At 44.4% G+C, this 25,653-nt stretch carries 24 protein-coding genes; 2 read left to right on the plus strand and 22 right to left on the minus strand.

Annotation, left to right across the window (positions count from 1 at the left end; all coding sequences use genetic code 11):
* Nucleotides 1-166: 166 nt before the first annotated feature.
* The 20 genes from trxB to GB993_RS12475 form a co-directional block, all read right to left on the minus strand.
* Nucleotides 167-1,108 carry a thioredoxin-disulfide reductase gene (gene trxB / locus GB993_RS12380; protein WP_017262166.1) on the minus strand — a complete coding sequence of 314 codons (942 nt, stop codon included), beginning with the start codon at nt 1,106-1,108 and terminating at the stop codon, nt 167-169.
* A gap of 145 nt (nt 1,109-1,253) precedes the next feature.
* Nucleotides 1,254-2,141, minus strand: a complete 888-nt coding sequence (galU, locus tag GB993_RS12385; protein ID WP_161001609.1) for a UTP--glucose-1-phosphate uridylyltransferase GalU — start codon at nt 2,139-2,141, stop codon at nt 1,254-1,256.
* A 68-nt stretch (nt 2,142-2,209) separates the two neighbouring features.
* On the minus strand, nt 2,210-3,226 hold the full coding sequence (locus GB993_RS12390; RefSeq protein WP_161004530.1) for an NAD(P)H-dependent glycerol-3-phosphate dehydrogenase: 1,017 nt from the start codon (nt 3,224-3,226) through the stop codon (nt 2,210-2,212).
* 31 nt (nt 3,227-3,257) lie between these two features.
* The gene (gene lgt / locus GB993_RS12395) at nt 3,258-4,094 is read right to left on the minus strand and encodes a prolipoprotein diacylglyceryl transferase (protein WP_161004531.1); all 837 of its coding nucleotides are present in this window, start codon (nt 4,092-4,094) and stop codon (nt 3,258-3,260) included.
* Between the two features lie 3 nt (nt 4,095-4,097).
* On the minus strand, nt 4,098-5,105 hold the full coding sequence (hprK, locus tag GB993_RS12400) for an HPr(Ser) kinase/phosphatase (protein WP_161004532.1): 1,008 nt from the start codon (nt 5,103-5,105) through the stop codon (nt 4,098-4,100).
* Nucleotides 5,106-5,306: 201 nt separating this feature from the next.
* A complete protein-coding gene (locus GB993_RS12405) occupies nt 5,307-5,657 on the minus strand; it encodes a phage holin family protein (RefSeq protein ID WP_017262161.1) in 351 nt (116 codons plus the stop codon).
* 2 nt (nt 5,658-5,659) lie between these two features.
* A complete protein-coding gene (locus GB993_RS12410; protein WP_161004533.1) occupies nt 5,660-6,010 on the minus strand; it encodes a PspC domain-containing protein in 351 nt (116 codons plus the stop codon).
* 199 nt (nt 6,011-6,209) lie between these two features.
* Nucleotides 6,210-6,896, minus strand: coding sequence for a phosphate signaling complex protein PhoU (gene phoU, locus GB993_RS12415; protein ID WP_161004534.1), 687 nt, complete (start codon nt 6,894-6,896; stop codon nt 6,210-6,212).
* Between the two features lie 41 nt (nt 6,897-6,937).
* The gene (pstB, locus tag GB993_RS12420) at nt 6,938-7,696 is read right to left on the minus strand and encodes a phosphate ABC transporter ATP-binding protein PstB (RefSeq protein ID WP_161001603.1); all 759 of its coding nucleotides are present in this window, start codon (nt 7,694-7,696) and stop codon (nt 6,938-6,940) included.
* Between the two features lie 19 nt (nt 7,697-7,715).
* A complete protein-coding gene (pstB, locus tag GB993_RS12425; protein ID WP_186337688.1) occupies nt 7,716-8,534 on the minus strand; it encodes a phosphate ABC transporter ATP-binding protein PstB in 819 nt (272 codons plus the stop codon).
* Nucleotides 8,535-8,559: 25 nt separating this feature from the next.
* The gene (gene pstA, locus GB993_RS12430; protein WP_017262156.1) at nt 8,560-9,450 is read right to left on the minus strand and encodes a phosphate ABC transporter permease PstA; all 891 of its coding nucleotides are present in this window, start codon (nt 9,448-9,450) and stop codon (nt 8,560-8,562) included.
* A complete protein-coding gene (gene pstC, locus GB993_RS12435; RefSeq protein WP_161004536.1) occupies nt 9,450-10,370 on the minus strand; it encodes a phosphate ABC transporter permease subunit PstC in 921 nt (306 codons plus the stop codon). The genes pstA and pstC overlap by 1 nt, the downstream gene beginning before the upstream one ends.
* A 25-nt stretch (nt 10,371-10,395) precedes the next feature.
* Nucleotides 10,396-11,274, minus strand: a complete 879-nt coding sequence (locus GB993_RS12440; protein WP_161004537.1) for a phosphate ABC transporter substrate-binding protein PstS family protein — start codon at nt 11,272-11,274, stop codon at nt 10,396-10,398.
* A 244-nt stretch (nt 11,275-11,518) separates the two neighbouring features.
* Nucleotides 11,519-12,892 (minus strand): sensor histidine kinase, encoded by a 1,374-nt coding sequence (locus GB993_RS12445; protein WP_161004538.1) that lies wholly within the window; start codon nt 12,890-12,892, stop codon nt 11,519-11,521.
* Between the two features lie 3 nt (nt 12,893-12,895).
* Nucleotides 12,896-13,588, minus strand: a complete 693-nt coding sequence (locus GB993_RS12450) for a response regulator transcription factor (RefSeq protein ID WP_161004539.1) — start codon at nt 13,586-13,588, stop codon at nt 12,896-12,898.
* Between the two features lie 128 nt (nt 13,589-13,716).
* A protein-coding gene (prfB, locus tag GB993_RS12455; protein ID WP_161004540.1) for a peptide chain release factor 2 occupies nt 13,717-14,833 on the minus strand; the annotation gives its coding sequence in 2 pieces (ribosomal slippage) (nt 13,717-14,760 and nt 14,762-14,833; 1,116 coding nt in all).
* Between the two features lie 91 nt (nt 14,834-14,924).
* Nucleotides 14,925-17,288 (minus strand): preprotein translocase subunit SecA, encoded by a 2,364-nt coding sequence (gene secA, locus GB993_RS12460; RefSeq protein WP_161004541.1) that lies wholly within the window; start codon nt 17,286-17,288, stop codon nt 14,925-14,927.
* Between the two features lie 211 nt (nt 17,289-17,499).
* Nucleotides 17,500-18,057 carry a ribosome hibernation-promoting factor, HPF/YfiA family gene (hpf, locus tag GB993_RS12465; RefSeq protein ID WP_017262149.1) on the minus strand — a complete coding sequence of 186 codons (558 nt, stop codon included), beginning with the start codon at nt 18,055-18,057 and terminating at the stop codon, nt 17,500-17,502.
* 174 nt (nt 18,058-18,231) lie between these two features.
* Nucleotides 18,232-18,927 (minus strand): ComFC family protein, encoded by a 696-nt coding sequence (locus tag GB993_RS12470; RefSeq protein ID WP_161004542.1) that lies wholly within the window; start codon nt 18,925-18,927, stop codon nt 18,232-18,234.
* Nucleotides 18,927-20,264 (minus strand): ATP-dependent helicase ComFA, encoded by a 1,338-nt coding sequence (locus GB993_RS12475; protein WP_161004543.1) that lies wholly within the window; start codon nt 20,262-20,264, stop codon nt 18,927-18,929. The genes GB993_RS12470 and GB993_RS12475 overlap by 1 nt, the downstream gene beginning before the upstream one ends.
* A gap of 84 nt (nt 20,265-20,348) precedes the next feature.
* On the opposite strand from GB993_RS12475, the gene GB993_RS12480 reads away from it, so the two are divergent.
* Nucleotides 20,349-20,993: a YigZ family protein gene (locus tag GB993_RS12480; RefSeq protein WP_161004544.1), complete on the plus strand. Its 645-nt coding sequence runs from the start codon at nt 20,349-20,351 to the stop codon at nt 20,991-20,993.
* 302 nt (nt 20,994-21,295) lie between these two features.
* Here GB993_RS12480 and GB993_RS12485 read toward each other — a convergent pair whose 3' ends face one another.
* Both GB993_RS12485 and GB993_RS12490 read right to left on the minus strand, forming a co-directional pair.
* Nucleotides 21,296-22,186 carry a phosphate ABC transporter substrate-binding protein PstS family protein gene (locus tag GB993_RS12485; protein WP_161004545.1) on the minus strand — a complete coding sequence of 297 codons (891 nt, stop codon included), beginning with the start codon at nt 22,184-22,186 and terminating at the stop codon, nt 21,296-21,298.
* A 195-nt stretch (nt 22,187-22,381) separates the two neighbouring features.
* On the minus strand, nt 22,382-24,217 hold the full coding sequence (locus GB993_RS12490) for an APC family permease (RefSeq protein ID WP_161004546.1): 1,836 nt from the start codon (nt 24,215-24,217) through the stop codon (nt 22,382-22,384).
* Between the two features lie 400 nt (nt 24,218-24,617).
* On the opposite strand from GB993_RS12490, the gene GB993_RS12495 reads away from it, so the two are divergent.
* The gene (locus GB993_RS12495; RefSeq protein WP_161004547.1) at nt 24,618-25,499 is read left to right on the plus strand and encodes a hypothetical protein; all 882 of its coding nucleotides are present in this window, start codon (nt 24,618-24,620) and stop codon (nt 25,497-25,499) included.
* The last annotated feature ends 154 nt before the right edge of the window (nt 25,500-25,653 follow it).

Raw genomic sequence — 25,653 nt, forward strand, 5'->3', positions numbered from 1 at the left:
GCGCGTCCTTGTTATGTTAAGGACAAAAACAAAACACCCAATCATCAAATAATGATTGGGTGCATTATGGTCGTTACCAACAACAGTTGACAGAGAACCCAAAAAATTGCAATTTTGCAACTTTCTGTATGAAACACACTCCAATCGTTCACTTAAAATCAAATATTTAATTAACCGCAGCCTTGGCCTTTAAATCCTCCAAATATTGGAAAACCTGTTGGCCAGCAATACCACCGTCACCGACAGCAGTCGTAATCTGGCGTAAGTCCTTTTCGCGAACATCGCCAATAGCAAATACACCAGGGACACTGGTCCGCATCTTGTCATCAGTTGGAATCCAACCAACTTCGTTTGTAACGCCAAGGCCAGCAAATGGTTCTGTCATCGGCACGTTACCAACATAAATGAAGACACCGTCGGCAGCCATTGTACTGGTTTCACCAGTTTGGTTGTTCTTCAATTCAACACCCGTGACTTTCATATCGTCGCCAACAATTTTAGTCACTTCCGTGTTCCAAACAAAGTCCATCTTCTCGTTAGCAAATGCCCGATCCTGAGCCACTTTCTGGGCCCGTAACTGATCGCGACGATGAACAACAGTCACCTTATCAGCCAACTGAGTCAGGTAAATCCCCTCTTCAATGGCACTATCCCCACCGCCAACAACAACAACGTGTTTATTGCGGAAGAAAGCACCATCACATACAGCACAGTAGGAAACACCACGGCCTGAAAATTCAGTTTCCCCTGGCACACCAAGCTTACGATATTGAGAACCCGTCCCAATAACGACCGCCTTAGCAGTGTATTCATCAGTGTCTGTAGTCACAGTTTTAGTATCGCCATTGTCGACAATCTTTTCCACAGCACCATAACCATACTCAGCACCAAACTGCGTGGCACCTTCATACATAGCACTAGCTAAATCAGGTCCTTGAATAGATTTAAAACCCGGATAGTTTTCAATTGCGGCAGTATTGTTCATTTGACCGCCATAAATTCCACGATCCAGTAGCAACACTGACAAGTTTGCCCGTGAAGCATACAATGCTGCCGTCATTCCACCAGGGCCAGCACCGATTACAATCACATCATAGTTTGTTGCCATATCGACTTTCCTCCTACCGCCTAACAATTTACCAATGGACACAGTCTACTATCTTTTTGTAAGTAACACAAGTCTTTTGCTTATACCCCCAGAGGTAAAAACGTGCTGACCCGATTAACCTAGCGTCAGCACGTTTTTGTATTCATTATTTTGTGTTAGCTTTAATTTCGTCAGCCAGCTGAAGCACGTATTCGCGAAGTTCGTCCTTCACGTCAGGGTGACGCAAACCAAATTCAATGTTTGTCTTGATCAAACCAAACTTGTAACCAACATCATAACGGTCACCTTTAAATTCGTGAGCGTAAACATGTTGCTTTTTGTTCAGCAAGTCAATGGCATCCGTTAATTGAAGTTCATCACCTTTACCATAAGGTGTTTGTTCCAAAGCTTCAAAAATTTCAGGTGTCAATAAGTAACGACCAATGATGGCCAAGTCAGAAGGAGCGTCTTCTGGTTTAGGCTTTTCAACGAAGCTCTTAACTTGGTATAACCCATCAGAAACTTCCTTGGCTGGATTGATCACACCATACTTGTTCGTTTCTTCATGAGGAACACGCATAACGGCCAGAGTTGAATCACCAGTTTCTTCATAACGGTTGATCAGTTGCTTCGTTAAAGTAACCTTGTCTTCCATCAAGTCGTCACCAAGTAAGACAACAAATGGTTCATCACCGATAAAGTCTTTTGCTGTTAATACAGCGTCACCTAAACCACGCATGTGGCTTTGGCGAATGAAGTAAAGGTTGCTGTCGTTGCTTGATTGGACGGCATGCAACATAGCGTCCTTACCCTTACTTGCTAAATCAGCTTCCAATTCTGGGGCTGAATCAAAGTGGTCTTCAATAGAACGTTTGCCACGTCCCGTTACGACACAGATTTCCTCGATGCCGGCCTTGTGGGCTTCTTCAACAATAAATTGAATCGTTGGTTTATCAACGATCGGCAACATTTCTTTGGCGATTGCCTTAGTTTCTGGTAAAAAACGCGTGCCATAACCCGCTGCAGGGATAATGGCCTTTCTAACTTTTTGCATAACAACAAATTCCTTTCGTTTTTCCCCACGATAACGTGGTCTACTTTACCCCAACCATAACCAACTTGCTAACCAATTTCAGCGCGACCTTCACGTTGCATCAATCCAGTAATGACTGAGCGAACTTCGGCTCCGTTGTAAAGAACGTCATAAATAGCGTCCGTAATTGGCATATCAACATGGCGTTTAATGGCTAGTTCGTGGGCCGCCTTTGTGGTAGCCACACCTTCAATTACCATGCCCATGGTATCAATGACTTCTTGTAACGATTTACCTTGACCAAGTTCATTTCCCGCACGCCAATTGCGTGAATTTGAACTTGTCGCCGTTACGATTAAATCACCGACACCAGAAAGGCCGATAAACGTTAACGGATTAGCACCAAACGATTGACCTAATCGACTTATTTCAGCTAAGCCACGGGTCATTAATGCAGCCTTCGCATTATCGCCATATCCCAGTCCATGTAAAGCACCGGCACCAATAGCAATAATGTTCTTTAAGGCAGCACCAAATTCAGCACCAATCACATCCGTATTAGTATAAACCCTAAAATATGAATTCATAAAGAGTTTTTGTACTTTTCTCGCCGCATCCTCATTTAACGATGCGGCTGTTATCAACGTAATATCCTTTTTCGCAACATCTTCGGCATGACTAGGACCAGACAGAACAACAACCGCATCCCGATTAGCAGATGGAACCTCTTCCGTTAACATTTCCGAGACCCGTTTATATGTTTCTTGTTCCAGCCCTTTGATTGCATGCACAATTGTTACTTTTTGATGATTAGCAATTAATAATTTAGCAGCCTGAGCACTGACCTCACGAATTGCCTTCGTTGGTACAACAAACAGAACAACAGATGCATCCTTGATTGCTTCAGCCATATCATCAGTCACCATCAGATTATGTTGGTATTCAAAGCCTGGCATATACGCCTGGTTTGTGTGGTGTTGATTCATTTCTTCCACCTGGCTGGCTTTATGAGACCACAGAGCAACTGCTTGACCATTTTCCGTCAATAAGTTTGCCAGTACACTGCCCCAAGATCCAGCGCCCAGCACTGCAATTTTTGTTGTCATTAGTTTCTCCTCAATTTATTGCGAACATGAGTTATTTCTTTGTAACCGTCATTCCTGATAAATAGGATGGTACATTATGCTGTCGACGCCGAATAATCAGCCATACCCACGCACCAACAAAAAGAACAACGGACAACCATTGTGATACGCGCGCTGGTCCTAACATTAAGCTATCAGTCCGCATACCTTCCACGAAAAAGCGCCCAAACGCGTACCACGCTACATAAATAAAGAACACCTCACCACGCAAATACAGCCCCTTGATGTGACGCGTAGCTAACAGAAAGATAAAACCGGCGATGTCCCATACGGATTCATACAGGAATGTCGGCGTACGATAAACGCCGCCAATATCCATTTGTGTGATGATAAACTGTGGCAAATGCAAGGCCTGCAGATGTGCCAACGTGGTTATTTTACCAAAAGCCTCTTGGTTCATAAAGTTGCCCCATCGACCAATCCCTTGCGCCATAATCACGGTCGGTGCTAGCACGTCCAGAAACAGAAATGTCGGAATTTTACGCCAACGGGTAAATAGAATCACCACAATAATGGCACCAATGAGTGAACCATAAATCGCAATACCACCATCCCAAATGGCAATGATCTGATCTAAATGATGTTGATAATAGGACCATTGAAAAACAACATAATAGATCCGCGCAGAAATCAGCGCAACCGGTAATGCCCAGAGCAAAAAGTCATATAGATCATCAGGATTAATCTGACGTCTGCGGGCTTCACGAACGGACAACCATAACGCAATGAAAACACCGGTGGTAATAATGACGCCATACCAATGAACCTCAATGGGTCCTAAATGCAGTGCAATTGGGTTCAACGCCCCAACAAGTGAAGTAAACGCCATGCTTTAATCCTTACCCTTAGTGGCCGATGCACTATCATCGGTCGTCTTTGCTTCATTGGCTGCCTCAGCAGCTTCATCACGTTTGGAGTTTTCCTGAATCAAACTGTTTAAATTATCGTCGAATGTCTTTGTCGCATCATACCCCATAGAGCGAGCACGGAAGTTCATCGCGGCAGATTCAATAATGATGGCTAAGTTACGACCTGTCTTAACAGGAATAGAAATCATCGGTACCTGAACGTCGAAAATTTGGCGTTCATCATCTGCGTTGCCCAAACGGTCAAATTGAGCATCAGGCGTCCAGTTTTGCAAGTGGACAATCAGTTGAATCTTGGCCTGACTTCTGACTGCACCAGCACCAAACAGATTCATCACGTCGATAATACCAATCCCACGGATCTCCATTAAGTGGTTTAAAATCTTTGGCGCCTCACCAACTAATGTTTGCTCATCCTGTTGATAAACATCAACTCGGTCGTCCGCAATCAGCCGGTGTCCACGACGGATAAGTTCCAAGGCCGTTTCAGATTTACCAACACCTGAGTCACCAGTAATAAGAACCCCAAGTCCATAAATATCAACTAACACACCGTGAATCGATTGCCGCTTTGCCAATACGCCACTTAAGTAAATCGACATGTTTGAAAGAATTCGCGATGACGTTTGTTTGGATCCCAACACAGGAATATGTTGCTCCGTTGCAGCCTGAATCAGTTCTGCCGGTGGTTCAATTCCAGTTGATACAACAAAACAAGGCGTTTTAGGATCTGCCATCTTCCGCATAATCATGAGTAACTCCTCATGACTCATCTTTTTAGAAAATGACGTTTCTGTAATTCCCAGTAACTGAATGCGTTCCGGTGGATAATAGTTAAAATAGCCGGTCATTTCCAGACCCGGACGTGAAATGTCCGGTGTCGTAATGCGGCGATCGTCCAGATACTCTTCACCATAATAGACGGTTAACCTGGTATTCTTTACCAGCTCCCGTATCGTTACACTATCTGCCACGAATACTCCTCCTTAAATATGTCCCTACGTTGTTGCTCGAACCCTCCCGAGCTTCGGCATCACTCTTCTAAACGTGCACCTGTCGCTCAAGGTTCTGTGCACAACCCAAAGCTGTCATCCTACAAGCAAAGTGCGCTTGCACGCTGCCACCTTTACGTTGTTGCTCGAACCTTCCCGAGCTTCGGCATCACTCTTCTATCATCACTCTTTACTAAAATACCCGGAAATGACGGCGTTACAAATGGACATAATAATTGCTGCCAACATTGCCATGCCAAAATTGGCAATATGGAAATTCTGCGCGCCGACGAAGAAACTTGTCAGTTCTAGCATCAGTGCATTTATGACAATTGAAAACAGCCCTAACGTTAAAAATGTTATTGGTAATGATAATACCACCAAGATCGGCTTAATGGCCGCATTTAAAATTGCCAACACTAAACTGGCGACCAACGCGTACCACACACTAGAAACCGCAAAACTATTGCGGAAAAATCCGGCAATCGCCATAAATAATAGTGCATCGACAATAATCCGTTGCCAAAACTTCATATTTATTGTTTATCCCCTTTATTCTCATGCACGTCACGTTCTTCGGCATGGATTTGTTTTCGCGCTCGTGATCGAGAGGATTGAGAGGCACTCTGACCACTAAATAAGTCACCAAATAAGTTAAAAAATGATGCATCACTCTGCTGACGGTCATTTGGTAAAAACCACAGTAAAACACCGTACAGAACGACCGCCAACAACGATATCAACCAGTGAGGCGGAATCGCAATAGCCAAAATAATATAAGCTATTCGCAAAATTGTCGGATTAATGTGCAAATACTCACCAATGCCACCGAATACGCCACCAATCCAACGATCCGTTGCTGACTTTGTCAATTTTCGTTTGCTCAAGCAGGTTTACCTCGCTTTCTGTTGTGTTACCTGAATGTCCTAATTTTATCGCAAACAGCGCACCGTGACCAATTTTTCAAAAGCCCTTAATAAACACTAAAACAGCTTACCCTCATTATCGTTTCTTCACGTTCCTGAAAACACGCGAATTCACTCAAATAGTGACAAGCTGCCCTTAATCAATTCGTTATTAGTTCAACTATTTATTTTCCGTTCCCGAATCGACATTTCGCGGATTTAATTCAACAATTTTACCTGTCTGAAGATAAACAATCCATTCACAAATGTTGGTTACGTAATCGCCAATGCGCTTTAAGAACTGTGCTACGGACAGGTAGTCTGTACTGCCAATTACAACTTCGGGATCTTGCCGCATCTGATCAATACTTTCCATATAAATTAACTGATAATAGTCCGCAGCCTGTGCATCCACTGCAGCAATCTTGCGGGCACGACCATCATCATCTTTTACGTAAGCGTCCAGTACATCGGCAACCATCTGTTGAACGATAGCGCCCATCTCTGAAATGTGTTGTTCTGTCGAGGCAACCCGTTTGTTGCCTTTGACCCGAATCGTTGAGTGCGCAATACTGCGCGCGTAATCCCCCATTCGTTCCAAGTCAGAAACGGCCTTCAAAATCGTCACGATTTCCCTTAGGTCTGTCGTCACCGGCTGATACAAGGCAATCATTTCAAATGATTTCTTTTCCAGTGCGACTTCACGATCATTGATTAAATGATCATCATCAATGACTGACTGGGCGAGCGTTCGATCATGATTGACAAATGAAGTCACGGCTTTTCCAATCGCCTCAGAAACAAGCATGCCCATTTCTGTAAAACTAGTATCCAAATCATTCAGTTCATCATCAAACAACCGTCGCATAATGCCAACTCCTTTTTCAATGTTTGCTAAAGCGGTTTCGGTTAGCCGAAACGACCGGAAATATAATCTTGTGTTTGCTGTTTCTGAGGATCCATAAACATTTTTTTAGTATCGCTTACTTCAATCAATTCACCTTGAAGGAAAAAAGCAGTTCGGTCCGCAATTCGTGATGCCTGTTGAAGATTATGTGTCACCGTAATCACAGTGTAATCATACCGTAATTGCAACAACGTTTCTTCAATCACATGACTAGAAACTGGATCAAGAGCGCTGGTCGGCTCATCTAGCAATAAAACATCCGGGGAAACGGCTAGGACTCTTGCGATGCAAACACGTTGCTGCTGTCCACCGGATAAAGCTAAGGCATTTTTGTGCAAGTCATCCTTCACTTCATCCCAAATGGCCGCCTGACGTAAACTACGTTCAACCGCTTCATCAAGAACCTGTTTATCACGCACGCCAGCCAATCGCAATCCATAAATCACATTCTCATAAATTGAAAATGGAAATGGGTTAGGTTGTTGAAAAACCATGCCAACCTCCTTACGAAGAGCCACGATATCTGTATCCGGCGCATAAACATTTTGATTTTTAAACATCACGTTACCCGTAATGGTTACGTCATCAATCAAATCGTTCATTCGGTTTAAGCAACGAAGAAAAGTTGATTTACCGCATCCTGAGGGGCCAATGAGCGCAGTAATCCCTTTTTCTTGGAAATCGAGGTTGATTCCTTTTAACGCTTCCTTTTTCCCGTAGAACAAGTGTAAGTTATCCGTAGACATTATCGGTAGTGCCATTACACTGAGCCTCCCCATTTTAACCAAAGTTACCTGAAATATAGTCATTTGTGATTGCGACTTTGGGACGGGTAAAAATTTTGCGGGCTTCGTCGTATTCCAGCACCTTACCGAGGTGAAAGAAAGCGGTATAGTCGCTAATTCGCGCGGCCTGCTGCATATTGTGCGTCACAATAATGATGGTATATTTTTCCTTAAGCTGTAGCAACGTGTCTTCAATTTGTGAAGTGGCAACGGGATCCAGTGCACTAGCCGGTTCATCAAGTAAAAGAATGTCAGGTTCCATCGCAATGGCACGGGCAATACATAATCGTTGTTGCTGTCCACCAGATAAAGCGAGTGCGCTTTGATGAAGTTCATCTTTGACCTGATCCCACATAGCCGCTTGACGTAATGATGTTTCAACAACTTCATCAAGACGCTGTTTGTTCCTGACACCACGTTGTTTCAAGGCAAAGGTAATATTATCGTAAATGGATTTGGCGAACGGATTTGGTCGCTGAAACACCATCCCGATATGACGACGCATTTCATAAACATCAATTTGATTACTATTAATGTCCAAGTCACGGTAACGAATTTCGCCCTCTACTCTTGCTATTCCGTCATTCATGCGATTAAGCGAACGTAAAAAAGTAGATTTACCAGACCCGGATGCACCAATAAGGGCAGTGATTTTATAGCGTTCAAATTGTAAATCACCCTCTGTCAGTGCTTCGTTATCACCATAAAACACGTGCAAGTTATGTGTGGATAATGCAATTTCATGCCTTTCTTCATCAAAATGATAAATATTACGTAATGGCGCATCTGCCGATGCATTAATCTTTTCGCTCATGCTCATGACTCCCTTCGTACGTGTTTTAGTTGGTTGCGGACGTTAATCGATGATATAAGCGACGACCGAGCCAGCGCGCCAAGAAGTTAAATAACAGTACTGCCAGAACCAGAACGGCCGAAGAACCTGCGGAAACTGCGCTTGCGTCCGGCATAATGCCTTCCGAATTAATTTTCCAAATGTGTACCGCCAACGTTTCGGCCGGACGCATCGGGTTTAACGGACTCGAAATATTGAATGGGTTCCAGTCGCCAAAGTTTAGTGCTGGTGCCGATTGCCCTGATGTGTAAATCAAAGCAGCCGCCTCACCGAATACACGGCCAGCACTGAGAATAACACCAGTCAGGATGCTGGGAACGGCCGCGGGCAAAATAACGTGGGTAACTGTCTCCCAGCGTGATAACCCCAAGGCCAATCCAGCTTCCCGTTGAAGATTAGGAATGGCAGCTAACGACCCTTCAATGCTTCGGGTCAACAACGGGAGGTTGAAAAACGTCAAGGCCAAGGCACCTGATAAAATTGAGAAACCCATTTTCATGTGAACAACGAAGAGTAAGAAACCAAACAGACCAACCACTACTGATGGCAAGGAACTAAGAATTTCAATAGCTGTCCGAATAATCGTTGTCAGCCAGTTTTGTTTGGCATATTCGTTGAGGTAAATACCGGCCCCAAGTGCAATTGGAAACGAGATCAACATGGCCAAAAGTAATAAATAGAATGAATTAAATAATTGAATGCCAATCCCTCCACCAGCCGTAAAGGCCTTCGCAGGTGTTGTCAAAAATTGCCACGTCAGTTTGGGAAAACCTGAAATCAAAATGTATCCAAGTAGAAAAGCTAGAATTAAGATGACCGAACCCGCAATGGCGTAAAACACTGCTGTTGCAATTTTGTCTGCCGTTTTTGCATTCATTAGCGGAGTTCCCCTTTCCGTCCAATAATCCGAATGATGACGTTAAAGAACAAAGACATGGTCAATAGAACTAATGCTAATGACCACAAAGCATTGTTTTGTAAGCTGCCCATAACCGTGTTACCGATTCCTTCCGTCAAGACAGAAGTCAACGTGGAGGATGGTGAAACTAAGTTATGCGGTAGCAATGTCGCATTCCCGACTACCATTTGGACAGCAAGTGCTTCACCAAATGCCCGCGCCATCCCAAAAACGATCGCTGTTAAAATACCAGGTGTCGCCGCACGGAGAACTACCTTATGGATTGTTTGCCAGCGAGTAGCGCCTAGTGCTAAAGAAGCTTCCCTGTAATAACGTGGTACTGACTTGAGTGTATCGGCCGTCATCGAGGTAACGGTCGGCAAAATCATTACGAATAGAACAAAAGTCCCTGATAGAATTCCAAAACCGCTGCCACCAAACACGTGGCGAACAAATGGGACAACAACTGACAACCCGATAAATCCGTAAACAACTGAGGGGATTCCTACCAGCAGTTCAGTAACCGGCTGCAAAATCTTGGCCCCGTTGCGTGGCGCAATTTCATTCATAAACACTGCCGTTCCAATCGCAAATGGTGTCGCCACTAACGCCGATAACAACGTAATTAAAAACGATCCGACAATCATTGGTAGTGCACCGACCTCAGGCTTTCCATTAGCACCTTTGACAGACGGATCCCATGTTTTTCCGCTTAAAAAATCCCACACGTTGATGTGGTTTTGAAAGAATGTCGCTAACCCCTTAGCGGCCACAAACCAAAAGATGGCAATCACAACCACCAAAATTAAAATTAGCGCTAGGAAACTGATAAAGCGGCCTCGTCGTTCACTACGTGTCGCCTGCGATGTTTGTTGCAACTTCTCTTTTATCTTATCCATGCCGTTTGCTCTCCTTCATTCCTAACTAACGAATCACCGTAACCCGACCTTTTACATCTCTTTCCACATGCATTTGAGAAATACTGATATAACCTAACTGTCGTACTAATGTTGACTGAATTTTTGGTGATTCAATGTAGTTTAAAAATGATTTTGCGACGCCTTTGGGACGGCCATTCGTATACATGTGCTCGTATGACCAAACTTGCCACTTGTTAGACGTGACATTTTGATTTGTCGGCGTCACACCGTTGATTGCAACCTTTTGAACTGTTTTATTAGCGTAAGAAAACGCAACATAACTAATGGCCCCTGGTGTTGTGCTGACAATGGATCTCACCATCCCAGATGAATCCTGCTCTTGAGCTGTTTTCACGTGGTGACCGCGTAACGCCCACTTTTCGAACGTCGCCCGTGTACCAGATCCTTGGGCTCGGTTCACAATCGTAATTGGGACATTTTTGCCACCAAGTTCTCGCCAGTTTGTATACGTCCCATCGAAAACCTTTTGCAACTGCGCTGTTGTTAACGTTTTTAGGCCAACTTCCTTATTGATAATCGGAACAATTCCGACAACGGCAACGCGGTGGTCAACTAAATTATGTGAATGAATGCCTGACTGCTCTTCGGCGAAAACGTCCGAGTTACCAATTGCGACGGCTCCCTCTTGGATTTGACTCAATCCGGTTCCTGAACCACCACCTTGAACATTAATAAAAACGCCGAGATGATCACCACTAAATTGTTCACCAGCTGCTTCAACCAGTGGTTGCAACGCGGTGGATCCCACCGTTGTAATTGAACCGCCTGCTGAAGAACGGTTACGTGTTTGGTAACCCAGTCCTAATAGTCCGCCAACGGCAATCAAGAACAAGGCCACACCTGCAATGCGTCGTTTGTTCATGTTGTTCCTCCTAAAAATGCCAAGTTTCGGCATCACTCTCGTAAAACGTGCACCTGTCGCCCAGAAGTCTGCGCATCACGCTTTTGCATATACTCAGTGTATCGAATTGATGTAAAGGACTCTTGGTCAGCATGTAAAGGTTGTGTAAAGACGTTTACAAAAACAGCGTTTGCCCTAGCATCAGTCTTTTTCAATGACTGTATGCTAGCGCAAACACTGTTTTCAAAGGATTATTTAATGCTAGTTATTTAGGAAAACTAATTGTCATGGTCGTCCCGACATCCAATTGACTATTAACGCTTACTTCGCCTTTTAATAAATTCGTCAACTCCTGGACAATCGCTAATCCCAGGCCAGTGCCTGGAACACGTTGTTTGGTCCGGGATGGATCCCCTCGGTAAAAGCGTTCAAAAATTCGGTCTTGTTGTTCTTCCGCGATGCCATAGCCAGTGTCCTGAACACTAAGTTGCCACCCATGCAGAGAAGTTGCGGTAAACATAATGTGAATCTTACCACCGGGACGATTATATTTAACCGCATTAGAGATTAAATTCTTAATGATTTGTTCTAACTTGGTAACATCTGTCTCTACCATTGTTTCTTCTGGAACCTGATTAGTGACCCTTAAGGCACTTCGTTGAATAGACTGAGCTTGTAACGTTAGCTGTCGATCAACTAGCTTGTGCAAATCAACTTTAGTTAACGTGGCTGTTTGACTCACAGGATTCTGCAAACGTGAAACGGATAAAACATCTTCAATTAAATCCATCAATTGATGGGCTTGTTCATCAATAATTTTAAGAAATTCATCCCGCTTTTCCGGATCATCTTTTGCTCCTGCCAACAATGTTTCTGTAAAACCAGCAATGGCTGTTAACGGCGTTTTCAACTCATGTGAGGCATTGGAAACGAAATCTAACTGCATCTGTTCGATTTGAGTGACTTCCGTAAGATCGTACAGCAAAACGAGCACTTGCTGATGGTTTGGCCGCGGTTCCGTATAAATGGTAGAAACTTCAAGTGTCCTAGGTGACGTCGGTAAATTCAGCGTCAACGTTTGTCGAACATTTTTGTGATTATGCATCGTCGTTTCAATTTGAGTCATTAAGTCATACTGCCGCACATCCGACGTATACAAATGTGCTTGCGGGTCCGTATTGATTTCTAGCAACTGCGCTGCCATCGGATTCAATAATTGTGTCATCCGATGACGATCAATCACAATAACACCCACTGGTAAATACTCAAGTAAATTATCGAGTTCATTTTCCTGACGTTGGAAAACGTGGCTCTGATGACGTAATTCGTCAGCGGCCATGTTGATTGCCTGGGCCAAATCGGCATAAGCATGATTGTCGGGTAAAATAATCCGTCGTGCATCCTTGGGGGAGCTCAGCCGTAAGACTTGCGTTGTTAAATCACTGACCACCCGTTGCTGGTTGGCAATTAACCACGCAATAATTAACGATTCCAAAACCATCGCGCCAAAAACAGTGACCACAACGACCATTTTTAAACGTGATTCCGAAACGTGACCAATAACGCTGATTAACAAAAATAACAGTCCTAAATTGACGACACCTGCAATAAATATTAAACGTCTGCCTAAAGTTCTCATACGCTATTCACCAAATTGATAGCCGAAGCCACGAACGGTTTTTAAATACTGTGGATGTTTGGGATCGGGTTCAATCTTTTCCCGCAGATGACTGACATGCATATCGACCATGCGACTATCGCCTGCGTAGTTGAACCCCCAAACACCATTCAATAACGTATCGCGATCCAACACTCTACCCTGCCGTTCGGCAAAATAATCTAACAGTTCAAATTCTTTGGGCGTCAATGCAATCGGCTGGTCATCCCTTTTTACCTGCAAACGATCTTCATCAATGGTTAACGCGCCAACTTGAACTAGTCGGTCGGGTTCTTTCTGAGTGACCGCTGTCCGCTCACTACGGCGGGTGACCGCCTTAATGCGTGCCAACACTTCGCGTGGTGAAAATGGCTTGGTAATATAATCATCCGCACCAATTTCGAGGCCAAACACCCGGTCAAATTCTTCACCCTTGGCCGTGACGATAATAATCGGTGTTTGAATACCATCTCGACGAACCTGTTTTGTCACCTCAATACCATCTAATTCTGGCAACATTAAATCTAGTAGCACACAAAAGTAACCACCTTCGCGAATCTTTGCTAAGGCTTTTGGACCATCCGTGGCAATCTCGACCGCATATCCTGCTTGTTCGAGATTGTACTGTAGCAACGTTACAATACTCGGTTCATCATCGACCACCAGAACTCGTTTCATGGCTATTTCCTCTCCAAATTCTCAATGTCTGCGTCAAATGTCAGGTGCAGTATATCATATTAAACTTTGAAGTCGTCTCACAAACACGACGTTTGACAGACATCACAACAAACGCGTTTGCATTCCGCCTAATCAGGATTTTTCTGTTTCAGATTCCATTGTAAATAAGCATCAATAAACGGATCAAGATCGCCATCGAGCACCGCTTGGGCGTTACCCGTTTCATAATCTGTTCGGTGATCCTTCACCATCGTGTAGGGCTGGAAAACGTAAGAGCGAATTTGCGATCCCCAACCAATCTCAAGTTGAGTCCCTTCCAGTTTTGCCTTTTCTTCGGCCTTTTTTTGTTCCTCACGTTCATATAACTTGGCCTTTAACATGGCCATTGCAGTGGCCTTATTTTGAAACTGAGACCGCTGCGCCTGTGAAGAAACAACAATCCCTGTGGGAACATGGATCAAACGCACAGCTGACGACGTCTTATTAATGTGCTGACCACCAGCACCACTTGAACGGAAAACTTCCATCTTGATGTCGTCAGGATTCAGATCAACCTGAACGGAATCATCCAATTCTGGCATAACATCAACACTAACAAACGAGGTATGTCGCCGACCGGCTGAATCAAACGGTGAGATCCGCACAAATCGATGAACGCCTTTTTCACTCCGCAAATAGCCATATGCATTTGTTCCACTAATGAGCAATGTTGCGCTGTTTAAGCCGGCTGTGTCACCTGCTTGGTAGTCGACAATATCGACATTGAATTGATGTTGTTCAGCCCACCGTGTGTACATCCGCATGAGGTTTTGGCCCCAATCTTGTGATTCCGTACCACCAGCACCGGGATGAATTTCTAAAATGGCATTATTACCATCATATGGCTGATCCAATAACTGTGTCAGCCGGTATGACTGCAACTTTTTGGCAGTGATGGCCATTTCTTCATCTAATTGGGCTGCCATTTCAGGATCATCGTCTTCTTCCAATAACTCAATCGTCACCGCAAGGTCCTCTACGGCCTGATCAAGCTCCATAAATGTATCGTGCTTTGCCTTTAATGCATTATTGTCATCAATAACTTGTTGGGCGGCCACGTTATCATCCCAAAAATGTGGTTCGGCCATTCGTGCCTCGTTTTCAGCAATGCTTTGGTTCAAGGCATCGAGGTCAAAGTGACCCCCTAAAGTTCGTGATTTGTTGTTGCATATCGGCCAAACGTTGGCGTGCATCTGCTAATTCCATATGCTCACTCCTTATCTTTGTGTAATTAATGAATGAAGGACTGTCATACCTGTAAACAAGGTGAGACAGTCCTTCTAAGTGTTGTTAATTATTACCGTTCCATATTTTGACGAATTTCACTCTTCATGAACAGACGGGTTGCGTCGTATTCAATATCGGAAATCATTTCTTCAAACATGGTAAACGCATTACTTTGATATTCGATCAACGGGTTCAACTGACCATAACCACGCAATTGAATGGACTGCCGTAGTTGATCCAACGTATCAATGTGATCTGTCCAGTGTGAGTCCACACAACGCAACACAACCACCTTTTCAAATTCGAGCATTTGACTAGGGTCATAAAGTTGCTTTTGCTTGTCCTTGTACACAGTCTCGGCTTGATCCATTAGATATGACTTGATTTCATCAGCAGACTTACCTTTTAAATCATCCTCTGAAATCGCATCATCATTAACCATTGCTGAACGGGCAAAGTCGACAATACTGTCAAGTTCCCACTTCTTTTGGTCACCATTAGTATGCATGTCAACAATCCGGTTAACCGTTCGTTCAATCATCGGCATGATCACCCACTTAAGATCATCAGGCTCATTGATAACTAATTGCCGTTGTTTATAAATAACTTCACGTTGCTCACGCATAACATCATCATATTGCAGAACATTTTTACGTGAGTCGTAGTTATTCCCTTCAACACGTTTTTGAGCTGATTCAACCTGACGTGTAATGAGTCGACTCTTAATTACCGCATCGTCATCTTCCACGTTCATCCGTTGCAAGATAGCCTTAACTCGATCTGAACCGAACCGCAACATTAAGTCATCTTCCAGTGACAGGTAGAATTGTGAAAAACCAGGGTCCCCTTGACGACCGGAACGGCCACGAAGCTGATTATCAATCCGTCGTGACTCATGTCGTTCAGTCCCAATAACGGCTAATCCGCCAACTTCCTTAACGCCAGGTCCGAGCTTGATATCCGTCCCACGACCGGCCATGTTGGTGGCAATCGTTACGGCACCCTTTTGACCAGCATTCATGATAATTTCGGCTTCACGCGCGTGATTTTTAGCGTTCAAAACATTATGCGGAATGCCCAACTGATCCAATTGATGTGACAGGTATTCAGAAGTTTCAACGGCCACCGTCCCAATTAGCATGGGTTGACACTTTTTGTGAAGCTTAACGATCTCATTAATAACCGCGTTAAACTTACTCTTCAAACTTGGGTACAGTAAATCAGGCTCATCCTTACGAATAACCGGGCGGTTGGTTGGAATTGAAATAACTTCCATGTTGTAAATCTCACGGAATTCTTCCTGTTCCGTCTTGGCCGTCCCAGTCATCCCTGAAAGTTTGTTATACATCCGGAATAAGTTCTGATACGTGATGTTGGCCATTGTCTTGGTTTCTTCTTGAATGTCCACATGCTCTTTAGCTTCCAGAGCCTGATGCAAACCATCTGAGAAACGACGGCCTTCCATAATTCGACCAGTAAATGAATCCACGATCTGAACTTCGCCGTCTTGAACAACATAGTCCTTGTTGTTAAACATGATGTAGTTAGCACGCAAGGCTTGATCCAAATGGTGAGTTAAAGCTGTATTTTCAGTATCGTACAGATTGTCCAAGCCGAAGTATTCTTCTGCTTTACGGTTTCCTTCATCCGTTAACGAAACCGTCTTGGATTCCAGGTCAACCTTATAATCACTCTTTTCACGCAGCGTTTTGGCAAACCGATCAGCACGTTCGTACAAATTCGTATTACCAGCTGAACCACCTGAAATAATCAATGGTGTCCGTGACTCATCAATCAAAATGGAGTCAACTTCATCAATAATGGCGAAGTTTAAGCCACGTTGCACTTGGTCCTCTTTGTAAACAACCATGTTGTCACGCAAATAATCGAACCCAATTTCACCATTTGTTGAGTAGGTAATATCAGCATTGTAGGCTTCCCGCTTTTCTTCAGCTGACTTCTCAGAGCCGTTAATTCCAACGCTCAGACCAAGCCAGTTATACAGTTCACCCATTTCAGTAGCATCACGTTCTGACAGGTATTCGTTAACCGTAACAACGTGAACACCATCACCGGTCAAGGCGTTAAGGTAAACCGGCATGGTCGCCGTCAACGTCTTCCCTTCACCGGTTTTCATTTCAGCAATATCCCCATTATGGAGCACGATCCCCCCCATAATTTGAACGCGGAATGGGAACAAACCTAAAACACGTTTGGCCCCTTCACGTGCTACCGCAAATGCTTCAGGTAATAAGTCATCAAGACTTTCACCCTTTTTGTAGCGTTCTTTAAATTCAGGCGTCTTGGCCTGTAAATCTTCATCACTTAATTTTGCGTATTCATCTTCGTAAGCCATCACCTTATCGGCTGTGTGACCTAAACGCGTAACTTTCCGGGCATCAGATTCAACCCAGCGTTTTAATACATTTGGCATGTTGTAACTTTATCCTTCCCTAAAAACGCGTTAAACGTTGCAACTAGTGCAGTCTATCAGATATTCATTCTATCATTTAAGTTTCTCATTGCAAACACATTCAGCTCAAACCAATCAGAAAAAAAGCCAAACAAAACCCACCGTTGCGGATACTGTCCATAACGGTGGGTAAGGTAAAACAAAATTAAATTATTCGATGATTGTGACGGTACTAGTCGTTTGAACCAGCTTGAAGTAAACCATAGCGACCGTCATTACGACGATAAACAACATTTACTTCATCCGTCTCTGCGTCCTGGTAAATGAAGAAGTCGTGTCCCAACAGATCCATCTGAAGAATTGCTTCTTCATTGTCCATTGGTTTCAACTGCAAACTCTTGGTTCGTACAACATCAAACCGCGTTTCTGGCTGAGTTGGTGTTGCTTCTTCATCTGGACGGAAGTCTAAGCCCTTGTAGCCCTTTTCACGGGACTTCCGGTTAACCTTTGTCTTGTACTTCCGAATTTGACGCTCTAGTCGATCTGACATAGTATCAATACTCTTGTACAAGTCATCAGAAGTTTCCTCTGCCCGTAATGTTAAGTAAGGCAATGGAATGGTGACTTCCGCTTTAGCGGTCTTGTTGGGATAAACGCGCAAGTTTGCATGCGCAATGGCGCTAACATTTGGCTCTAGGTAACGGCCAATCTTAGTCACCTTTTTATCTACGTAGTCCCTGAGTGCATCGGTTACAGAGATGTTTTCTCCACGAGTTTGTACATCTAACATAAAACTTCGCTCCCTTCCGAACTAAGTTCCCGCTATGCGGGGGCTTTTAGATTCACATGTGGACGACGCCATCCAAACATGAATTGATTTCGATAGGACCACTCTATCTCTATCTGTAGTTTCATTATAACCAACCCGCTTCAAACTCTCAACGGATATCCCTCTTAAAGACTGTTATCTTGCTAATGTAAGCCCTATCATCGAAGTGACTTCAACCGTTTGCAACGCCTGTGCTGCAAAGTGTAGCGTTCGGCCAGTCGTATAGACATCATCAAAGATTAAAATTTTATTGCCGTGCAATTTTTCTGCATAGTTCGGATCAATTACGAACGGTTGAGTACGAGTCATTCGGTCTTTTCGTCCTTGCCTGGATTGCTGCTGTTTGTCAGGTGTCGCCACTTTAAGTGCAGGACAGACGACCGGAGAATGGCGATTTTCCCCAACCAATTGCAACAACTCGGCTGCTTGATTAAACCCGCGGTGGTCAAACGTTGTGTCTGACACTGGTACTGGTATCACAACATCAACTTGAGCCGCATCAATTGCCAGTTGTACAACATGCTGGAAAGCCTTTGCCAATCTCAAATCGCCATTGAATTTATACTGATGCATGTAGTCATGCATGGCCTGCGTGTATTGAAATAAACCACGGTTTTTGATCTTCAATGTATTCGGCATTAAATGCCAGCGTTGGCAATCTTGACAAATCTCCTGATTTTCCTGATTTCGGCCACATTGAGGACACGCTTTTGATTCACGAATAACAGTAAAAGTAGCCTTACAATTCTCACAAATAACATCGTCCGTCACTCTTCGCCAGCTTAATAACTCACGAATAGTCAGGGTCTTAGATAACATCTTTTGACACATCAAACATGACGCCATTCGGGTAACCGCCTTCCCTTTTGGTTCACAACTTGAATCTGACGGATTGCCCGGCGCAGCGTAAGCGTTGTTTGTTCAATCCAATAAATCACTTTCCCGTCCGGTGCAGCAGCGTTTCTGCCTGCTCGACCGGCAATCTGTACTAGTGCAGCCGCAGAAAATACCGCATCGTCAGCGCCCAGCACAAATACATCAATGTCTGGAAACGTCACTCCCCGTTCTAAAATGGTGGTTGTCACTAAAAAATCCACCTTCTTTTGACGCATTGCAGCTACTTTCTCAACCCGCTCTCCATCTGCCGCATGAACAGTGACAAACGACGCTCTGGGTGCAAAATGTCTAATGGCTGCAGCAACATCTGACAATTGTGCCACATGCGGGACAAAAAGCAAAAAACGTTTGTGCTGACGCAGACGGGTTGTAACTGCAACCTGCAGGCCTGCCGGTAATCGTCCATGGCGCAATTTTTCACGCCAGTGCCACGCTCCTCGACACTGGATTTCAGGAAGCAGATGACCATGAAATCGTAACGGTAAGTAACTCATTGTTAATTGCCGCCTAGTCACTGCGTGCATCAGTTCAGTCCCCGGTGTAGCGGTTAGGTATAGGCAAGCACCATTAGGTTTAATGGCTTGATCGACGGCAAACATTAATTGTTTGTTTTGTGCAAACGGAAAGGCATCGACTTCATCAACCACCAAAACATCAAAAGCATGATAAAATCGAAGCAGTTGATGCGTCGTACACACAGTGAACTGGCAGTATCGGTAAGGTTCCGTTTGCTGACCGTGGAGTAAAACCATCGGCGTGTTCTTAAATGCTTGTTGAAACCGTGGGAACAATTCAATACACACGTCTACTCGCGGTGAGGCAACAGCCACCCGGTCACCGCGTTTTAGCGCGTCTGCTAATCCCAAAAATAGCATCTCAGTTTTACCTGCTCCCGTGACCGCCCATAATAAGTGGCGCTGACGTTTGACGAAGACGTTTTGAACATCCTGCGCACAAATTTGTTGTAATCGTGTCAGTGATCCCACCCACGTCAGTGTGTTCGTTTGTGACGGAAATGCATTGGGCTCAGGAATTGTCAACAATGATTGTCGACTCGTAATTCGCCCCAGTGCCAAGCAATCTGGACAATAGTAGCCGCCTGCTGGCAAAGCCACATGAACTTTTTCAAACTGCTGATGGCATCGTTCGCAACGAACCCACCGGCCACTGATCGTCATTGCAGGTCGCGACACGATTCGCGGATCTGTTGGCTCAAAAGTCGGCGGCAATTGTGTAGCCGTTAATTGACGGCCAAATAAGTCTTCATTCATCGTTCATCCCCGCCTTTTAATTATTATCCCGTTCATAATCTTACATACGTATTTTCAAACGGATTTATTTGTTGGAGGACAAAAATGTCAGAATTTCCTTTTCTTTCCCTTGCCACCGCTCACGAAGCTGAACAAACCATTAAAAAATCGCGTTTTATCGGTTATGCTGCGCCAATCACAACCGAAACCGATGCAACAAACATTCTGGACCAAGTCCAGGCACAACACGCTAAGGCTAATCACGCAGCCTACGCTTACGTAGCTGGCGATCACGATGAATTAACTCGCCAAAGCGACGCTGGTGAACCTGTCGGGACGGCCGGATCACCGATTCTAAATGTCATCCAGCAGCAACATCTGCATAACATCATTATTGTCGTCACCCGTTTCTTCGGCGGCATCAAGCTGGGTGCTGGCGGCCTCATTCGTGCGTATGGCAGTTCCGCTAGTTTAGCTATTCAAGATGCTTCAATCGTCGAGCGGAAAGCTTTAACACGATATGAGATCACCTTGGACTACAAACAGGCCGAACCGCTAAATACTTGGTTGGCTGATCGCGTCGACCAAATTGTTGGAACCGACTACGGCGTTGCTGTCACAGTTACAGTTCTTGTTGGTGCTGATGATATTCAGTTTGCCACTGAATTGACGAGCAAAACGAACGGTCAAGCACAACTCAAGAAAATCGACGAAGAATTTGCAGAAGTTCCTTATGCTGTGTCCAAATAATGCCCGTAAGGCCTCGATTAAAATACATTTAGTCACCAAAAACGAAACTTGGACATAACGCCTCAACTCAATTTCTAATGAAACGTCAACAAGCAATTTTTCTTCAACCGCGAAAGGTCATGCGGACGAAAAATTGCCGCAAACGCGGGACATAACACTGACTTTTGCTCATCTAACGCGAATAAGGCATTCATGGGGGAAAAAAACATGAATGCCTTATTCGCGTTACCTGAGAAAGCCAAAACGTGTTATGTCCCGCTCTCATTTTTAATCTCTAAAAATATACTTTTAAATTCTCTTTTCTAAGCACCTTTGTGCATGTTGCCGTTCACATCACGGCTGACATGCATACTGGTCAGCGGGATATAGCCAAGCTTTTTAACGAGGTGCTTTTGAATCGCATCACTCGTCATAAACTTAATAAAGGTCTTTGTGGCAAGGCTAGCCTTACCTTTAGTGTACATGTGTTCATATGACCAGATTTTCCAGTTGTTATCAGCAACATTCGCGTCAGTTGGCTTTACGTGGTCGATACTGAGTGCTTGCATGTCCGGTTTAATGTATGAAAAGGCTAGGTAGCTAATGGCCCCGGGAGTCGTTTTAACGATCTTTTGAACAGTCCCATTAGAGTCCTGTTCTTGACTCTGAGCAGCTTGTTGACCATCGAGCCCAAATTTTTCAAACGTGGCACGTGTGCCTGATCCCTTAGCCCGATTAATGATGACAATTTTTTCATCCTTGCCACCAACTGCTTTCCAGTTGTCGATCTTACCGGTAAAAATATCCTTCAACTGTTGTTTAGTCACGTTCTTCACGTTCGTATCAGGATTCACCACTGGTGCCATCCCAACTACTGCCACACGATGGTCGACCATTCCAGCGGTATTAAGACCTTTTTGCTCTTCAGCAAACAGATCAGAATTGCCAATGTTAACTGCGCCTTTGGATACCTGCCCTAATCCGGCACCGGAACCGCCGCCTTGTACATTAATGGTGACACCTGAATGATCATCCTGAAATGTTTGTCCCGCCTGTTCTACTAAAGGTTGGAGTGCAGTAGAGCCAACCGCGACAACCTTGCCAGAAATCTTCTTATCGGCACTCGCAACGTTGGTATGCTTAGCCGACTGACAGCCCGCCAAGGTGAATACCAAGCTTAATCCCAGGACGCTCACTAAAGCTGCTTTTTTCATGATCTAACCCCCACATTTTTTGAGTAACAACCTGCCTTACCCGTTGAATAAAGCATAGCGAATCAACGTAAAAGCCTCATGTATGTGTTGTATAGATTGTGTAAAGCTTGCGTAACGAGCCTCGACACACGTACCAATAAAAAAAGATCCTATTCAAATTTCGAACAAGATCTTCATAAAACAAAATTTAGTTAATTACTGTTTCAAATGGTAGTTATACGTGGAGACAATGATGTTTTCACGCGAATTCAGCACTGAGCGCAAACGTAAACTCGTTTGGTTATGCAGAATGTTTTGCCACGGTCGTTTAGGCACGAACTGTGGTACCAATACCGTAGTACTGTAATTTCGCTCAGCCGCACGTTTGGCAATAACATCACAGAACCTCAGCACAGGCCCAGAAACAGATCGGTAGGATGAATGGATATCCACAAACCGGACATTCGGGAAGTCGCGCTTAAATTCAGTCACCGTCTCACGTTCCTTACCCGGGTTCTGGTCAAACGAAACGTGCATTGCAATGACATAATCACCAATGGACTCAGCGTAATCAATCGCGCTCTTAGTCACCCGCGTGACGTTTGAAACCAACACGATGACAGTCGCCCCGTCATAGTGGTGTGGCTTCGTCTCAACGTTAGCCGCAACCCGCAATTGTTCAGCAACAGTCATGTAATGTGAATGAATCTTGTGGAACATCCACATTAACAACGCCATCACGATTGGGTAAGGCCAAACGTTACTGAAACGGGTAAGGAAAAGGAAGATGGCGATGGCAGCTGAGATAAAGGCACCAACAAAGTTGATAAATGCTTTCCCCTGCCAGAAGCCTTCACGTTCACGCCGCCAATGAATAATCATCCCTGATTGTGATAGGGCAAACGGAACGAACACACCAACCGCATACAGTGGAATCAATAGCGTTGTTTGCGCATGGAAAATCACAATTAGTGCAATGGCACCCGCTGCTAACGTAATAATCCCGTTTGAATAACCCAACCGGTCACCACGGTCCATGTAAGCATGTGGCAAGTTCTTATCCTTAGCCAAGTTAAAGGCTAAGATTGGGAAAGCTGAGAACCCAGTATTGGCCGCAACTGCCAAAATCATGGCCGTGGACGTTTGGAACAGGTAATACAGTAGCCCATGACCGAAGACGGTAACACCAATTTGAGACAACACCGTTTGAGTCGCCATTGGCTTAATTCCCAACCAGTAGTTGATGAACGTGATACCGCCAAAGAAGAACGCCAAAATGGTGGCCATAATAGCCAGCGTTCCAGCGGCATTCTTTGTTTTCGGTTTCTTGAAGTTTGGCACCGCATTACTAATAGCTTCAACACCAGTCAACGATGATGACCCAGAACTAAAGGCCTTGATGAATAGTAATACCGTCATTCCTTTAACCGGCGCCCCGACAGCAGCCGTGGCGTGATAAACAATGCGGCCTGTGGCAATATTAAAAATCCCCACAGAGATCATTAACAGAATCATCACGACGAAGAAATACACCGGCACAGTCAGGAAGTTTGCTGATTCGCTCATTCCACGCAGGTTGAGCGCCATAACAAACAACACAATCACAATGGAAATCCCAACTTGATGATTGTACAAGGCTGGAATTGCCGACGTAATCGCTTCAGTCCCTGACGTTACAGAAACCGCCACGGTTAACATATAGTCAACTAGTAACGATCCACCAGCAACTAATCCAGCAGGCCGACCCCAGTTTTTAGTAGCAACCACATAGGCCCCACCACCCGAAGGATACGCATGAATAATCTGTTGATACGATAACGTAATCGCCAACAGTAAAATGAGCACAATCCCAGCAATTGGCAGGGAGAACCAGATTGCCGCGGCAGATAAGGTTACTAACACTGTGGTAATCTGTTCAGTCCCATACGCCACTGAGGAAAGTGCATCTGATGAAAGCAAGGCCAACGCCTTAAATTTAGTCAGCGATTGTCCGCCTTCATCTAAAGTTTTTAGCGGCTTACCAATTAATAGTCGCTTCAAATAGCGCCACATATTGAAACTCCTTTTAAACGGACAGCTAATGGCAGAACACCGCTAGCTGTCACCCATTATATCGGCTATTTTATAAAAATAGACTTATCATTTATTTAAACGGTCAGCCAATTAACTCAATTGGTTGGCTAAAAACGGCAAAAAAGCCACAACTTGCTTGCGGCTTTCAAGCTCAATCATCTTACACCAGATTGACACAAACACCAAGCTCATATGAAAGTTTGATGAGCAAACCGATAAATGGTTTTCAATCCGGCACATGCAACACATTATAACCACTTTGATACCCAATTCAAGTCAACCGGGTTGTGACCTTTAAAACTTAGCCGAGCGGGTATTTCATCATCGAATTAGCAGTATAATGTACATAAATTTTCAACTCAACTTTAAGGAAAATCCCATGAAAATAACAATTCGTAACGTTATACCATCTGATCTCAGCAAAATCGTAGCATTCGCCGCGGCAGATCGTGATGATCAATTCAAATACTTTGCAAATAATAATCCCGACCTCACCTTTGTGGCCGTTGATGAAAACGATCATCCCCTTGGTTTCATCACAAGTTGGCAAAACCAAGTGCATCCTCATCATCAAAACATCCGGATTGTATTAAGCCCACGGTCAATTCCTACAAATGAAGTTCTTTCTGGTCTAGTATCCCGAGAACAAGCACGGCTTGATGAATTAAGCATTACGTTACCGTTAATTGTCATGTATTGGGAACCTCAAACACGAAAAACTGCCTATTTTGAAAAACAGGGTTATCACATCTTTCGTAAAACATGGATGCCTGATTTGTTGCTCGATAAAGTCTCATTATCGGATACCGCACTCCCTGATAATGTCACCACGTTACGTGAGGTCTGGCAACAACCAGCGATGAAGAACAAAGCGCTCACATTATTGCGCGAACAGTATGAGCGGGTTCACCAAGACAATCCTGCTGCTCACTTAAGCATTGAGAATTGGGCTCGGAACGTGGATGGTGAACTGCCCTATCTCGACTGGTCATTAGCCACACTTGTTGATGGCGAATTCAAAGCCTTGAGTTTCGTCTTTCCCGGTGACGCTGAATCGTCCTTAGACGTTGGTTGGCTCACGGATGTCGACGATGATGCCCACCATGTTATCGACCTTCTGAAGATTCAACTCCAATTGTTCAAACGCACCCAACTCGTTTCGATTTTTGGAGAATTGGATTCAACCGACCCTGTCGCCATGAAGGTCAAACAATCCTTTTCATGGGAACCGGCGCCGGCTTGGATCAGTTTAATCAAATAGCATCTCAATGACGCAATCGGCGCTGCAATATTTGTGGTAACAGTTAAATGTCGGTTCCATTTATCGAGCTTACCATGCGACTTTTGAATGTGCGCATTACTTGCTGATGTTAGTGAAGTCAGACAAAGACAGAGTTTTGTGATAACAATTCTTA

It is taken from the genome of Furfurilactobacillus milii, from assembly GCF_009864005.1.
Classification (GTDB): domain Bacteria; phylum Bacillota; class Bacilli; order Lactobacillales; family Lactobacillaceae; genus Furfurilactobacillus; species Furfurilactobacillus rossiae_B.

Coding starts and splice junctions, on each gene's coding strand:
- trxB (WP_017262166.1), bottom strand. CDS start 1,108: ATGGCAACAAACTATGATGTGATTGTAATCGGTGCTGGCCCTGGTGGA.
- galU (WP_161001609.1), bottom strand. CDS start 2,141: ATGCAAAAAGTTAGAAAGGCCATTATCCCTGCAGCGGGTTATGGCACG.
- GB993_RS12390 (WP_161004530.1), bottom strand. CDS start 3,226: ATGACAACAAAAATTGCAGTGCTGGGCGCTGGATCTTGGGGCAGTGTA.
- lgt (WP_161004531.1), bottom strand. CDS start 4,094: ATGGCGTTTACTTCACTTGTTGGGGCGTTGAACCCAATTGCACTGCAT.
- GB993_RS12405 (WP_017262161.1), bottom strand. CDS start 5,657: ATGAAGTTTTGGCAACGGATTATTGTCGATGCACTATTATTTATGGCG.
- phoU (WP_161004534.1), bottom strand. CDS start 6,896: ATGCGACGGTTGTTTGATGATGAACTGAATGATTTGGATACTAGTTTT.
- pstB (WP_161001603.1), bottom strand. CDS start 7,696: ATGGCACTACCGATAATGTCTACGGATAACTTACACTTGTTCTACGGG.
- pstB (WP_186337688.1), bottom strand. CDS start 8,534: ATGAGCGAAAAGATTAATGCATCGGCAGATGCGCCATTACGTAATATT.
- pstA (WP_017262156.1), bottom strand. CDS start 9,450: ATGAATGCAAAAACGGCAGACAAAATTGCAACAGCAGTGTTTTACGCC.
- pstC (WP_161004536.1), bottom strand. CDS start 10,370: ATGGATAAGATAAAAGAGAAGTTGCAACAAACATCGCAGGCGACACGT.
- GB993_RS12440 (WP_161004537.1), bottom strand. CDS start 11,274: ATGAACAAACGACGCATTGCAGGTGTGGCCTTGTTCTTGATTGCCGTT.
- GB993_RS12445 (WP_161004538.1), bottom strand. CDS start 12,892: ATGAGAACTTTAGGCAGACGTTTAATATTTATTGCAGGTGTCGTCAAT.
- GB993_RS12450 (WP_161004539.1), bottom strand. CDS start 13,588: ATGAAACGAGTTCTGGTGGTCGATGATGAACCGAGTATTGTAACGTTG.
- secA (WP_161004541.1), bottom strand. CDS start 17,288: ATGCCAAATGTATTAAAACGCTGGGTTGAATCTGATGCCCGGAAAGTT.
- hpf (WP_017262149.1), bottom strand. CDS start 18,057: ATGTTAGATGTACAAACTCGTGGAGAAAACATCTCTGTAACCGATGCA.
- GB993_RS12470 (WP_161004542.1), bottom strand. CDS start 18,927: ATGTGTCAAAAGATGTTATCTAAGACCCTGACTATTCGTGAGTTATTA.
- GB993_RS12475 (WP_161004543.1), bottom strand. CDS start 20,264: ATGAATGAAGACTTATTTGGCCGTCAATTAACGGCTACACAATTGCCG.
- GB993_RS12480 (WP_161004544.1), top strand. CDS start 20,349: ATGTCAGAATTTCCTTTTCTTTCCCTTGCCACCGCTCACGAAGCTGAA.
- GB993_RS12485 (WP_161004545.1), bottom strand. CDS start 22,186: ATGAAAAAAGCAGCTTTAGTGAGCGTCCTGGGATTAAGCTTGGTATTC.
- GB993_RS12490 (WP_161004546.1), bottom strand. CDS start 24,217: ATGTGGCGCTATTTGAAGCGACTATTAATTGGTAAGCCGCTAAAAACT.
- GB993_RS12495 (WP_161004547.1), top strand. CDS start 24,618: ATGAAAATAACAATTCGTAACGTTATACCATCTGATCTCAGCAAAATC.